The organism is Caballeronia sp. ATUFL_M2_KS44, from assembly GCF_023630965.1.
GTDB classification, from domain to species: domain Bacteria; phylum Pseudomonadota; class Gammaproteobacteria; order Burkholderiales; family Burkholderiaceae; genus Caballeronia; species Caballeronia concitans.
Genome location: NZ_JALQEA010000015.1, coordinates 94,645 through 107,293 on the forward strand (window position 1 = coordinate 94,645; position 12,649 = coordinate 107,293).

Genomic DNA, 12,649 nt, shown 5'->3' on the forward strand with positions numbered 1-12,649 from the left:
ATCGGCGGCGTACACTCGTCCCTGCCCGCGCGGTCGTGCGCTTCGATCGCGCGCCGATACGGCTTGCCGGATCAACGCTGGCCGCATCTCAACGCTGATTAATCAAAAACCGAACTGGAGACCCAGGCGATGAGTTGGACCCGAGAACAAAGAAACGTGACGATTGCGGCCTATCTGGGCTGGACGCTGGATGCATTCGATTTTTTCCTGATGGTTTTCGTATTGAAGGACATTGCCGCCGAGTTCAATACCAAGATTCCGGAAGTCGCATTCGCGATTACGCTGACGCTTGCAATGCGTCCCGTCGGCGCGCTGATATTCGGCCGGCTCGCGGATAAATTCGGCCGCCGTCCGACGCTGATGATCAATATCGCGATTTATTCGCTGCTGGAATTGTTCTCGGGCTTATCGCCGAATCTGATGACGCTCCTCGTGCTTCGCGCGCTATTCGGTATCGCGATGGGCGGCGAATGGGGCGTCGGCTCCGCGCTCACGATGGAAACGGTGCCGCCGAAAGCGCGCGGCTTCGTTTCGGGACTGCTGCAGGCCGGCTACCCGAGCGGCTATCTGCTCGCGTCGATTGTCTTCGGCGTGCTTTATCAGTATGTGGGCTGGCGCGGCATGTTCTTCGTCGGCGTCGCGCCCGCGCTGCTCGTGCTCTACGTGCGCGCGCACGTGCCCGAATCGCCCGCCTGGCGCGCGATGGAAAAGCGCGAGCGCCCCGGCCTGCTCGCCACGCTCAAGCAAAACTGGACGCTTTCGCTTTACGCGATCATCCTGATGACCGCGTTCAATTTCTTTTCGCATGGCACGCAGGATCTTTATCCGACTTTCTTGCGCGAACAACATCACTTCGATCCGCACACGGTGTCGATTATTACCATCGTGCTGAATATCGGCGCGATTGTCGGCGGGCTGTTTTTCGGGGCGATGTCGGAGCGAATCGGCCGGCGTCTCGCTATTTTCATCGCGGCGTTGATTGCGTTGCCGGTGCTTTATCTGTGGGCATTTTCGGCGGGGCCGGTCGCGCTCGCAATTGGCGCGTTCCTGATGCAGATTTCCGTGCAAGGCGCCTGGGGCGTTATTCCCGTGCATTTGAATGAAATATCGCCGGATGAAATTCGCGCGACATTTCCGGGACTGGTTTATCAACTCGGCAATCTGCTCGCGGCAATCAACGCGACGATGCAGGCCAGCATTGCGGCATCGCATGGAAATAACTACGGTCTTGCCATGGCGATCGTCGCGGGAACGGTCGCCGTCGTCATTGCAGCGCTGATTTTCTTCAGCCGCGAGCGACGGGGAATCGATATGACGCGCTCGGCGCAGGAAGTCGGCGCCACCGGGTAGCGCCGGGCGAATCGCTCGTCGGCGCGGCAGGCTCAGCCGACGAGCGCACGCCAAACACTGACGCGCTCCGTCAGACTTCGGTATCCTCGATTCATTGCAGCACCGCATCGGGCGCTCACGCAGCGTCCCTTCCCGATCGCCGCTCGAAAATGAATCGATGAAAGACCGCTATCTCGACTTCGTCAATTCGCCCTTCGGCACGAGCATCGCCCGCGCGCTCGGGCTGCCGAAGCCCGAGGTGCTGCGCCGCCATCGCGCGGACGAAGCCGAGTTCGCCGGCATGGCTGCCATCGGCGCGGGGCCGTCGCCGGCGCTCTTCGATCAACTCATGCGCGTGCTCACCGGTATCGGCATGACCGGCGTCGCGCATGACAGCGCGTCCGACTGGCTCGCGCTTGCGCATCGGCAAGGTGCGATGAGCGGGCGCTTCACGCCGCGCGCCGCCGATACCGGCCCCGCGAATCGCGTTCACGCGCTGATCTTCGATGCAACCGGCATCGCCGAAAGCAGCGAGCTGCACGCGCTGTACGCGTTCTTCCACGACGCATTGCGCTCGCTCGCGAAAAGCGGACGCATCGTCGTGCTCGGACGGCCGCCGTCGACTTGCGCCAGTCCGCGCGCCGCCACCGCGCAACGCGCGCTCGAAGGCATGACGCGCTCGCTCGGCAAGGAAGCGCGCAACGGCATCACGTCGAATTTGCTCTACGTGGCCGGCGGCGGCGATATCGAAGGCGCGCTGCGCTTCTTCCTGTCGCCGCGTTCGGCGTATGTGTCGGGCCAGGTCGTGCATATCGACGGCCCCGCCGCCGCGCCCGCAAGCTGGACGAAGCCGCTCGCCGGCCAGCGCGCGATGGTGACGGGCGCGGCGCGCGGCATCGGCGCTGCGATTGCGAAGGTGCTCGCGGAGCACGGCGCGATCGTCACCGGACTCGATGTCGAAGCGGCCCGCGATGCGCTCGACCAGACCATGCTCTCCATCGAGGACACGTCGCCATCGGGCGGCGCGCATGCCGCGCTCATCGCGGATATCGCCGCCGCCGACGCGCCCGCCGAGATCGCGGCGGCGCTCGCTGCGGCGGGCGGCGTCGATATCGTCGTGCATAACGCGGGCATCACGCGCGACAAGACCATCGCGCGCATGACCGAGGACATGTGGACCAGCGTGCTCGACATCAACCTGCTCGCCGAGGAACGTATCGACGATGCGCTTCTCGCGCAGAATCTGCTGCGCGCGGGCGGACGCATCGTGGCGGTGTCGTCGATCAGCGGCATCGCGGGCAATCGCGGACAGACGAACTACGCGACGTCGAAAGCCGGCGTGATCGGCCGCGTGCAGAGCATGGCGCCCGTGTTGCGCGAGCGCGGCGTCACGATCAACGCGGTCGCGCCGGGCTTCATCGAAACGCAGATGACCGCGCGCATGCCCTTCGCCGCGCGCGAAGCCGGACGACGCCTCAACGCGATGGGACAAGGCGGCCTGCCCGTGGATGTCGCCGAGACCGTCGCGTGGCTCGCGAGCCCGGCGTGCGCGAACATCACCGGCAACGTCGTGCGCGTGTGCGGCCAGAGCCTCATCGGAGCCTGACGATGCAGACGCCCATGCACGCATCGCCGATGCAGCGCGCGCGCACCGTCGTCGTCGATACGCTGCCGCCGCCCGCGAAGCTCTACGGCCGCGCGCTGCCCGGCCTGTTCCGGCGCGGCCGCACGCTCGAACTGCCCGCGCTGCGGCTCGTGCGCCCGGATGTGCTGCTCGACGCGGGGCACATCGGGCGCTACGCGCGCGCGTGCGGCTTCATCCCCGAGCATGGCGTGCCGCTCACGTTTGCGCATGTGCTCGCGTTTCCGCTGCATCTGATGATGCTCACCGATCCGTCGTTTCCCTGGCCGGCGCTCGGCATCGTGCATCTCGCCAATAGCGTGCGTCTGCGCAGGCCGCTCGCCGCCGGACAGCGGCTGCGGATCGAAGTGGAATGCGGGCCGATCGTGCCGCATCAGAAAGGCCACGCGTTCACGTTGCACACGCGTATTTATCGGCGCGGCGAAGCGGTCTGGGACGGCGACAGCGTCTATCTGAAACGCGGCGCCAGAAGCGAAAGCGCCGCGCATTTGCCGCGCATTGCTGACGTATCCGAAGCACCCGTTGCGCTGCTCGCGCGCGAAGCGCGATGGCAGTTGCCCGCGCAACTCGGCCGCGATTACGCGAAGGCATCGGGCGACTTCAATCCGATCCATCTGCACACGCTCTCCGCGAAGGCGTTCGGTTTTCCGCGCGCCATCGCGCACGGCATGTGGACGCTCGCGCGCGCGCTCGCGGCGCTGCATCCGTCGAAGGCGCTCGCGTCGGGTCACGCACACGGCGACTTCAAGCTGCCGCTCTATCTTCCCGGCGATGCCACGCTCTGGAGCGCCGCGCCCTCGCCCGCCGCGCGCGATTTCGAAGTGCGCGATCTCGCCGGCGAGCGGCCGCATCTGCGCGGACGCTTCGAATGGGAGCTGCCATGAACGAAGTCCGGCGCGTCGGCATTATCGGCAGCAATCGCATTCCGTTCGCGCGGTCGAACACGGCTTACGCGAACGCATCGAACCAGGACATGCTGAGCTTCACGCTACAAGGACTCGTCGATCGCTTCGACCTGCACGGCATGCGGCTCGGCGAAGTCGCGGCGGGCGCGGTCGTCAAGCATTCGCGCGACTTCAATCTCACGCGCGAGGCCGCGCTGGCAACGACGCTCGCGAAGGAAACGCCTGCCTACGACGTGCAGCAGGCCTGCGGCACGGGCCTCGAAGCGGTGATTCTCGTTGCGAACAAGATCGCGCTCGGACAGATCGATGCGGGCATCGCGGGCGGCGTCGATTCGGCATCGGATGCGCCCATCGGCGTGAACGAGCGCATGCGCAAGATTCTGCTCGAGGCGAATCGCAGCCGGTCGGCGCGTCAGCGTGCCGGCGCGCTCGCGAAGCTGCGGCCCGGCATGTTCTTCAGGCCCGCGCTGCCGCGCAACGCGGAGCCGCGCACCGGCCTCTCCATGGGCGAGCACTGCGAACTCATGGCGAAGCGCTGGAAGATCGCGCGCGAGGCACAGGACGCGCTCGCGCAGCAAAGCCACGTCAACCTCGCGGCGGCGTACGCGCGCGGCTTCTTCAACGACCTGATGACGCCGTATCAAGGGCTTGCGCGCGACAACAACCTGCGCCCCGATGTATCGCTCGATCAGCTCGCGCAACTGAAGCCCGTCTTCGATCGCGACGCCGGCACGCTCACCGCCGGCAACTCGACGCCGCTGACCGATGGCGCATCGGCGGTTCTGCTGGCGTCCGAGGAGTGGGCCGCTCGGCGCGGGTTGCCCGTGCTCGCGTGGCTCACGTTCTCGGCGACGGCGGCCGTCGATTACATCGACAAACGCGAAGGGCTGCTGATGGCGCCCGCCCACGCGGTCCCGTCGATGCTCGCGCGCGCCGGTCTCGCGCTGCAGGATTTCGATTTCTACGAGATTCACGAGGCCTTCGCCGCGCAGGTGCTCTGCACGCTCGCCGCGTGGCAGGACGACGAATATTGCCGCGACACGCTCGGACTCTCGACGCCGCCCGGCGCGATCGACCGGGCGCGGATGAACGTGAACGGCGGATCGCTGGCGACGGGGCATCCGTTTGCGGCGACGGGCGGGCGTATCGTCGGGACGCTGGCGAAAATGCTCGCGAACGCGCCCGCACGCGGCGACGGGCGGCCGTTGCGCGGACTCATATCGATCTGCGCGGCGGGCGGGCAAGGCGTCGTCGCGATGCTGGAGCGCTGACGCGCGCGGTGGAAGAAGTATCGCGGCTCGGCCGTTTACCGGTCACTTGCCGAATTCGCTTCGCCCGAACCCTCGAAGGAGATTCCATGCCGCCAGCGCGCCGCCGCCGCATTGCGCATTGGATATACGGTTTCGTCGTGCTCGCCTGGCTGCTGATCGCGGCAAGCGCCGGCGCTCAATCCACCGCAGCAAGCGCGATCGGCGCTCGGAGCATCGATGCGCAAGCGCGATGGCTTTCTCAAGCCGCCGCGAACGGCACGCTTGCCGCGCTCGACGACGAAGCGCTCGTCGCCCTCTTCCGCTCGCTCGATCCGCGCACGCTGCCGCGCTATCTGCAAGAAGGCCTCGACCGCTACGCCTCGTGCGAATTCACGATGCTGCGGCGCGAGCGCATCGGCGGCCGATGGCCGAAGCGCGCCGATCACATGCTCGTGCGCGTCACGCGCGACCCGCTGCGCATCTACGCGAAATGGCTGCCCGATGGCGCGCATGCGGGCCAGGAAGTCATCTACGACGACTCGAAACGCCCGAACGAACTCTACGGTCATCTCGGCGGCGTGCTCGGCGTGATTCCGATGTGGGCGTCGGTGAACGGCCCGCTCGCCCGCGCGCAATCGAATCATTCGATCCGCGAACTGGGCATCGATGCCATCACGCAGCGGTTCATCGATCAGGGACGCAAGTTCGCCGTCGCGGGCATCACGCGGCCATCGGATATCGAAGTGAAAACGGTTCAAGGCGTGCGCGTCGTCGCCTTGACGTACATCGCGCCCGAAGGCCAGCCGGCGTTTTATGCGAAGCGCGAAGTGCTCGGCCTCGATCTCGAACAGCCGCTTTTTCGCACGGTCGAGTCGTTCGACAACGACGGCGAGATCTTCGAAAGCATCGTGTTCGAGCACATCGTTCAGAAGCCGTTCGACGACCTCACCTTCGATCCCGAGAATCCCGATTACCGCTTTTGAACGGAGCCATTCTGAAGCGTCCGCTGACTTGCCGACACGCGCTGTAACGCATGCTTCACGTTGCCGGCGCAGGATTTAAGTCTCGCCTAAGAATGCGTCGATACGCTTTGCGGACTTCATCATCGACATCACCGCGGCCGCCATGAACGAGCGGCGCGCATCGTCATGCAACAAAGGAGTTCACTCATGAACCTCCGTTCCAAGTCGTCTCCGGCACGCGTCATCAAGCGGCTTCTGAGCCATCACGAAATCGCGACGCTGCTCCTGCTGCTGCACGCGCCGATCGACGCGATCGCCGCCACGCCCGACGTCGCTTCGCTGCAGGAATACGGCTACGTCGAGATCGTGTCGCCGGACGCGAGCGGCCCGAAAGTGCGCCTCACCGAAGACGGCAACGCCGTGCTGCGCGGACTCGGCGTCCGTTAAGCGGCGTCTCCTTGTCGCGAACTCTGTAATAATCGGTCGATACTTTTCTCACGACCGAAGGAGCGATTCGCGATGTCCGCCATTGAACCCATCGTTCAGCGTGTGCTGCTCACCAACGACGACGGCATCGACGCGCCCGGCCTGGCCGTGCTCGAAGCCGTCGCCGCCGAAATAGCGCACGAAGTCTGGGTCGTCGCACCCGAGCACGATCAGAGCGGCACGTCGCATTCCATCAGCCTGCATTCGCCGCTGCGCATTTCGCGCCAGGGCGAGCGGCGCTTCGGGGTGCAAGGCACGCCGGGCGATTGCGTCGTGATGGCCGTGCGCCACCTGATGAAGGACGCGCCGCCGACGCTCGTGCTTTCCGGCATCAACCGTGGCGCGAATCTCGGCGTCGAAACCATGTTCTCCGGCACGGTCGGCGCGGCGATGACGGGCCTGCTGCTCGGCCTGCCGTCGATTGCGCTCAGCCAGACGTTCAGCGATCGCGAGAACGTGCGCTGGGACACCGCCCGCGCGCTCGCGCCCGGCGTGATCCGTCAGTTGTTGGCCATTTCGCACGACGCGCCCACGTGTCTCAACGTCAATTTCCCCGATTGCGATGCCTCGGCCGCCGGTCCGCTGACCGTGACGCGGCAAGGCGTCGGGCTCGTGGAGGGCATCGACGTCGTGCCGGAAACCGATCCGCGCGGCATCGATTATTTCTGGCTGCGCTTTCAGCGCGGCCCGCGCGAGAACGCCCCCGACAGCGAAACGGCCGTGGTCGCATCGCGGCGCATTGCGGTGACGCCGCTGCATTTCGACCGCACCGCCGTGAACACCTTCGAGACGCTCGAAGCAGGCCTGCGGCGCGGCTAGAACGTTTACTCCCAAACGCGGCGTGCGGTTTCTCGTATGCTGCGTCGGCGCGCGGCATTCTTGCGTCGCGCGTCGAAAAGTCATCACAAGAACGAGGGGACGACATGACGCAATCCATCGGCCGCATGAGCGCGCGCGTGGCGATCGGCGCGCTTTTCGCGTTGACGACATCGGGCGCGTTCGCGCAAGCGGCGACGCCGGTCGGCACGTGGCAGACCATCGACGACACGACCGGCAAACCGAAAGCCATCATCCAGATCGTCGACGAAGGCAACGGACAGCTCGCGGGCAAGGTCGTGCGCGGCGTCGGCGAATTCGATCATCCGGACCGGCGCTGCACCGCCTGCACCGACGAGCGCAAGGATCAGCTCGTCAAAGGCATGACGATCATCACCGGCATGAAGCGCGACGGCGACGCGTGGACCGGCGGCCAGATTCTCGATCCGGAAAACGGCAAGCTGTACAAATGCAAGATGACGCTCGAGAGCGGCGGACAGAAGCTCGTCGTGCGCGGGTATATCGGCGTATCCCTGCTGGGGCGTTCACAGACGTGGCTGCGGCAGGAATAAAGCGTTCATCGCGTCGATAAAACGACGAAGCCGGCGGAAGACAGTGCGCCTTCCGCCGGCTTTTTTTTGATCGACGCGAGAGCGCGTCAATACATCGCAATCTTCACGCAGCGTGCCGCACGGGCGCGTCGGCCGGTTGCGCGCGCGGCGCCGCGACGTCCTGCAGGCTTGCGATGGCCTGCGCCTCGCCGATGGGCATTTCCGCCGGCACGCGCATGCGCGACGTCATGAGCGCATAAAGTGATTCGCCCGCCGGCCCGAACAGTTGCGTCATCACGCGCAACAGCACGCCCGACTCGTGCCACGCCTTGAAGCGGCGATGACACGTCTGATACGACGGATACTTGCGCGGCAGCGTGGACCACGACGCGCCGCTGTACATCACCCACAGCACGCCGTTCAGCACGGCGCGCGTGTTCGCCAGCGGACGGCCGCGCAACTCCGAGCGCGGACGCAATTCGGGGAGCAGCGGAGCGACCATCTGCCATTCTTCGTCGGACATATCGCGGTAAGGCTTCACGGCATTCTCTCCAATTAGCTGACCAATACTGGCCAGAACGATACCGAGAGCCTTCCACCCGGCAAATCGGAGAGGTCTTAATCTTGAAAAACCCGCGAAACCCTTATGCCATTTGGCTAATAGCCTGTTTTTGGTTCTCGTATTAGCCTATGTAAGCGATACCTTCGCCTGCCGCCGCGGCGTTTCGAGATATTCCTGCGACTGCATTTCGACGATGCGCGACACGGTGCGCGCGAATTCGTTGGCCATCGGCCCTTCGACGTAAAGATCCTCGGCCGCCACCGCCGCCGACATCAGCAGCTTCACCTTGTGGTCGTAGAACACGTCGATCAGCCACGTGAAGCGGCGCGCCTCGGAAGCCATGCGCGGCGACATCTGCGGCACGTCCGAGAGAATGACCGCGTGGAAGCGGCTCGCCAGTTCGAGATAGTCGTTCTGCGAGCGCGGGCCGCCGCAGAGCGTCGCGAAATCGAACCACACGACGCCGTCGGCACGGCGCAACGCCTTGATCTCGCGCTTTTCGATATGCAGGATCGGGCTTTCGTCCGGCACGGCGGCGAGCTTCGTGTACGCCGCGCGCAGCGCCTTGTCGGCGGCGGCGCCGAGCGGCGAGTGATACGCCTGCACCTGCGACAACGTGCGCTTGCGATAGTCCGTCCCGGCATCGACGTTCAGCACGTCGAGATGCTGCTTGATGAGCTCGATGGCCGGCAGCAGGCGATCGCGATGCAGCCCTTCCGGATACAGCGCGTCCGGCTCGTAGTTGGACGTCATCACGAACTGCACGCCGTTCGAAAACAGGCGGTCGAGCAGGCGATAGAGAATCATCGCGTCGGCGATATCCGAGACGTGGAATTCGTCGAAGCAGATCAGCCGATACCGCTTCGCGATGCGCCGCGCGAGTTCGTCGAGCGGATCGGACTGGCCTTTCAGCTCTTCCAGCTCGCGATGCACCTCGCGCATGAACTCGTGAAAATGCAGGCGCGTCTTGCGCTGCACGGGCACGACCGCGTAGAAGCTGTCCATCAGAAAGCTCTTGCCGCGTCCGACGCCGCCCCACATGTACACGCCGCGCGGCAGGTCCGGATGCACGAGAAACTTCTTGATCGCGTTCGAGCGGCGCGACTTGTACGCGACCCACTCCTCGTAGCAGCGCTGCAAACGCGCGACCGCCGCGAGTTGCGCTTCGTCCGACTGATAGCCCCGCGTGCGCAGTTCGTTTTCGTAGTATTCGGTGACGTTCATCTTCTGCCGTTCGATGTGACGAAGGCGAGCGGTTTGATCCGCTCGCCTTCGTTTTGCGATGCTTATTGCCCGAAGTCGAGCCGTCTTACATGTTCAGCGCGCGCTTGTCGACCGCGAGCGCCGCTTCACGCATCACTTCCGACAGCGACGGATGCGGATGGCAAATGCGGCCGATGTCTTCCGACGCCGCCTTGAACTCCATCGCCACCACCGCTTCCGCGATCAGATCCGATGCGTCCGCCGCGATCACATGCACGCCGAGGATTTCGTCGGTCTTCGCGTCGGCGATCATCTTGACGAAGCCTTCAGCCTTGCCGATGCCGAGCGCACGGCCGTTGGCCATCATCGGGAACTGGCCGGTCTTGATCTCGCGGCCTTCGGCCTTGAGCTGCTGTTCCGTCTTGCCGACCCACGCAATTTCCGGTTCCGTGTAGATGACCCACGGCACGCAGTTGTAGTCGATATGCGGCTTCTGACCATCGATGATTTCCGCCACCGCCACGCCTTCGTCTTCCGCCTTGTGCGCGAGCATCGGGCCGCGCACCACGTCGCCGATTGCGTACACGTTCGGCACGCTCGTCGCGCAGTGGTCGTCGACGTCGATGAAACCGCGCTCGTTCGCCTTCAGGCCGATGCTTTCCAGACCGAGATTGTCCGTGTTCGGCACGCGGCCGATCGACACGATCAGGCGATCCGCTTCCAGCGTTTGCGCGTTGCCTGCGTTGTCCGTGTACGCGATGGAAACGCCCTTCTCAGACGTCTTCACTTCGCCGATCTTCACGCCGAGGTGAATATCGAGGCCTTGCTTCTTGAACTGCTTCGCGGCTTCCTTCGCGAGCGATTCGTCCGCTGCGCCGAGGAATTGCGGCAGCGCTTCGAGCACGGTCACATCCGCGCCCAGACGACGCCACACCGAGCCGAGTTCCAGACCGATCACGCCCGCGCCGATCACGGCGAGCTTCTTCGGCACGGAGTCGAACGACAGCGCGCCTTCGTTGTCGGCGATCAGCTTGTTGTCGACCGGAATGTTCGGCAGATGACGCGCCTTCGAACCCGTCGCGATGATCACGTTCTTCGCCGTGACGGTTTCGGTCTCGCCTTCGCCCGACACTTCGATCTGCACGCCGGCGTCCGTCTTGCCGGTGAACTTGCCATGACCCTTGAGCCACGTGATCTTGTTCTTGCGGAACAGGAACTCGATGCCCTTCGTCATCTTCTCGACGATGCCGTCCTTGCGCGCGAGCATCTTCGACACGTCGAGCTTCACGTCCGACACGCTGATGCCGTGATCGGCCAGATGCTTCGACGCATTTTCGAATTCTTCCGACGACGCGAGCAGCGCCTTCGACGGAATGCAGCCCACGTTCAGGCACGTGCCGCCGAGCTTCAGCGCGCCAGCCGGGTTCTTCCACTTCTCGATACACGCAACCGTCTTGCCGAGTTGCGCTGCGCGAATCGCCGCGATATAGCCGCCAGGGCCCGCGCCGATCACGACGACATCAAATTCTTTGGACATGACTTTCCTTGGTCTTTCTCCGCTCTTGCGGAGAGCCTTTTCGAAAGGCGCGCGCGAGCCTATCGCGCGCGCCCGAAGGCACTTCTACGCTTTACAGGTCCAGCAGCAGACGCGCCGGATCTTCCAGCGCATCCTTCATCGCGACGAGCGACAGCACGGCTTCGCGGCCGTCGATGATGCGGTGATCGTAGGACAGCGCGAGGTAGTTCATCGGACGGATGACGATCTGGCCGTTCTCGACGACCGGACGCTCCTTCGTGGCGTGCACGCCGAGAATCGCGGACTGCGGCGGGTTGATGATCGGCGTCGACAACATGGAGCCGAACACGCCGCCGTTCGAGATCGAGAACGTGCCGCCCGTCATTTCTTCGATGGACAGCTTGCCGTCCTTCGCCTTCTGGCCGAATTCGGCGATCTTCTTCTCGATGTCGGCGAGGCTCATCTGATCTGCATTGCGCAGGATCGGCACGACGAGACCGCGCGGCGAACCGACCGCGATACCGATGTCGAAGTAGCCGTGATAAACGATGTCGTTACCGTCGATCGACGCGTTCACGAGCGGGAATTTCTTCAGCGCGTGAACGGCGGCCTTCACGAAGAACGACATGAAGCCGAGCTTCACGCCGTGTTCCTTCTCGAAGCGGTCCTTGTACTTGTTGCGCAGATCCATGACCGGCGCCATGTTGACTTCGTTGAACGTCGTCAGGATGGCGTTGGTCTGCTGCGATTCGAGCAGACGCTCGGCGATACGCGCGCGCAAACGCGACATCGGCACGCGCTGTTCCGGGCGGTCCTTGAGCCATTGATCGGCCGATGCCGGTGCGCCGACTTGCGGCAGCGACGGCTTCGCAGCCTTCGCAGGTGCAGCGGCCGGAGCCGGCGCGGCGGCCTTCGCAGCCGGAGCCGATGCGGAAGCGGCGAGCGCATCGCCCTTCGTGATACGGCCGTCGCGGCCCGAGCCGGACACCTGATCCGCCGACACGCCCTTCTCGGCGAGGATCTTCGTCGCAGCCGGCGACGTCGCGCCGCCCGTGGCGCCCGCTTGCGCGGCGGCCGGAGCAGCGGCAACCGGTTCGGCTTGCGGAGCCGGCTTCACTTCGGCGTCGCCGGCAGCGGCGACGGCGGCGGGCGCGGCGCCCGCGGTTGCTTCGGTGTCGATCTTCGCGATGATTTCGTCGGCGGCGACGATATCGCCGTCATGCTTGATGACCTGCGCGAGCACGCCGGCCGACGGCGCGGGCACTTCGAGCACGACCTTGTCGGTTTCGATTTCGATCAGGATTTCGTCCTGGGCGACAGCCTCGCCCGGCTTCTTCTTCCACTGCAGCATGGTCGCTTCCGAGACCGACTCGGAAAGCTGGGGAACCTTGACTTCTACGATAGCCATTTCTGTTTTGTCCTAATGC

12 protein-coding genes are annotated in these 12,649 nt (G+C 64.7%); 8 read left to right on the forward strand and 4 right to left on the reverse strand.

The features are described from left to right. Positions 1-129 precede the first annotated feature (129 nt). The 8 genes from NCR39_RS08000 (at position 130) to NCR39_RS08035 (ending at position 7,962) form a co-directional block, all read left to right on the forward strand. The gene (locus NCR39_RS08000; protein WP_250451716.1) at positions 130-1,350 is read left to right on the forward strand and encodes an MFS transporter; all 1,221 of its coding nucleotides are present in this window, start codon (positions 130-132) and stop codon (positions 1,348-1,350) included. A 157-nt stretch (positions 1,351-1,507) separates the two neighbouring features. Next, the gene (locus NCR39_RS08005; protein WP_250451717.1) at positions 1,508-2,935 is read left to right on the forward strand and encodes a 3-oxoacyl-ACP reductase; all 1,428 of its coding nucleotides are present in this window, start codon (positions 1,508-1,510) and stop codon (positions 2,933-2,935) included. Positions 2,936-2,937: 2 nt separating this feature from the next. Then, positions 2,938-3,855 carry a MaoC/PaaZ C-terminal domain-containing protein gene (locus NCR39_RS08010; protein ID WP_502800189.1) on the forward strand — a complete coding sequence of 306 codons (918 nt, stop codon included), beginning with the start codon at positions 2,938-2,940 and terminating at the stop codon, positions 3,853-3,855. Then, the gene (locus NCR39_RS08015; RefSeq protein ID WP_250451718.1) at positions 3,852-5,147 is read left to right on the forward strand and encodes an acetyl-CoA C-acetyltransferase; all 1,296 of its coding nucleotides are present in this window, start codon (positions 3,852-3,854) and stop codon (positions 5,145-5,147) included. The genes NCR39_RS08010 and NCR39_RS08015 overlap by 4 nt, the downstream gene beginning before the upstream one ends. Before the next feature lie 86 nt (positions 5,148-5,233). Further along, positions 5,234-6,109: a DUF1571 domain-containing protein gene (locus tag NCR39_RS08020; protein ID WP_250451719.1), complete on the forward strand. Its 876-nt coding sequence runs from the start codon at positions 5,234-5,236 to the stop codon at positions 6,107-6,109. 186 nt (positions 6,110-6,295) lie between these two features. Further along, entirely contained in the window at positions 6,296-6,535 is a 240-nt protein-coding gene (locus NCR39_RS08025) for a hypothetical protein (protein WP_250451720.1), read from the forward strand. Between the two features lie 72 nt (positions 6,536-6,607). Continuing rightward, positions 6,608-7,393, forward strand: coding sequence for a 5'/3'-nucleotidase SurE (gene surE, locus NCR39_RS08030; protein ID WP_250451721.1), 786 nt, complete (start codon positions 6,608-6,610; stop codon positions 7,391-7,393). A 104-nt stretch (positions 7,394-7,497) separates the two neighbouring features. Further along, positions 7,498-7,962 carry a DUF2147 domain-containing protein gene (locus NCR39_RS08035; RefSeq protein ID WP_250451722.1) on the forward strand — a complete coding sequence of 155 codons (465 nt, stop codon included), beginning with the start codon at positions 7,498-7,500 and terminating at the stop codon, positions 7,960-7,962. A gap of 103 nt (positions 7,963-8,065) precedes the next feature. Here NCR39_RS08035 and NCR39_RS08040 read toward each other — a convergent pair whose 3' ends face one another. The 4 genes from NCR39_RS08040 to odhB form a co-directional block, all read right to left on the reverse strand. Beyond that, entirely contained in the window at positions 8,066-8,482 is a 417-nt protein-coding gene (locus tag NCR39_RS08040; RefSeq protein WP_250451723.1) for a transposase, read from the reverse strand. Between the two features lie 147 nt (positions 8,483-8,629). After that, the gene (gene zapE, locus NCR39_RS08045) at positions 8,630-9,727 is read right to left on the reverse strand and encodes a cell division protein ZapE (protein ID WP_250451724.1); all 1,098 of its coding nucleotides are present in this window, start codon (positions 9,725-9,727) and stop codon (positions 8,630-8,632) included. An 85-nt stretch (positions 9,728-9,812) separates the two neighbouring features. Further along, a complete protein-coding gene (gene lpdA / locus NCR39_RS08050; RefSeq protein ID WP_250451725.1) occupies positions 9,813-11,243 on the reverse strand; it encodes a dihydrolipoyl dehydrogenase in 1,431 nt (476 codons plus the stop codon). A gap of 91 nt (positions 11,244-11,334) precedes the next feature. Next, positions 11,335-12,630: a 2-oxoglutarate dehydrogenase complex dihydrolipoyllysine-residue succinyltransferase gene (odhB, locus tag NCR39_RS08055; protein WP_250451726.1), complete on the reverse strand. Its 1,296-nt coding sequence runs from the start codon at positions 12,628-12,630 to the stop codon at positions 11,335-11,337. Positions 12,631-12,649: the final 19 nt, after the last annotated feature.

What these genes read in the sequence shown, in the direction of transcription:
- NCR39_RS08000 (WP_250451716.1), top strand. Translation starts at nt 130, where the DNA reads ATGAGTTGGACCCGAGAACAAAGAAACGTGACGATTGCGGCCTATCTG.
- NCR39_RS08005 (WP_250451717.1), top strand. Translation starts at nt 1,508, where the DNA reads ATGAAAGACCGCTATCTCGACTTCGTCAATTCGCCCTTCGGCACGAGC.
- NCR39_RS08010 (WP_502800189.1), top strand. Translation starts at nt 2,938, where the DNA reads ATGCAGACGCCCATGCACGCATCGCCGATGCAGCGCGCGCGCACCGTC.
- NCR39_RS08015 (WP_250451718.1), top strand. Translation starts at nt 3,852, where the DNA reads ATGAACGAAGTCCGGCGCGTCGGCATTATCGGCAGCAATCGCATTCCG.
- NCR39_RS08020 (WP_250451719.1), top strand. Translation starts at nt 5,234, where the DNA reads ATGCCGCCAGCGCGCCGCCGCCGCATTGCGCATTGGATATACGGTTTC.
- NCR39_RS08025 (WP_250451720.1), top strand. Translation starts at nt 6,296, where the DNA reads ATGAACCTCCGTTCCAAGTCGTCTCCGGCACGCGTCATCAAGCGGCTT.
- surE (WP_250451721.1), top strand. Translation starts at nt 6,608, where the DNA reads ATGTCCGCCATTGAACCCATCGTTCAGCGTGTGCTGCTCACCAACGAC.
- NCR39_RS08035 (WP_250451722.1), top strand. Translation starts at nt 7,498, where the DNA reads ATGACGCAATCCATCGGCCGCATGAGCGCGCGCGTGGCGATCGGCGCG.
- zapE (WP_250451724.1), bottom strand. Translation starts at nt 9,727, where the DNA reads ATGAACGTCACCGAATACTACGAAAACGAACTGCGCACGCGGGGCTAT.
- lpdA (WP_250451725.1), bottom strand. Translation starts at nt 11,243, where the DNA reads ATGTCCAAAGAATTTGATGTCGTCGTGATCGGCGCGGGCCCTGGCGGC.
- odhB (WP_250451726.1), bottom strand. Translation starts at nt 12,630, where the DNA reads ATGGCTATCGTAGAAGTCAAGGTTCCCCAGCTTTCCGAGTCGGTCTCG.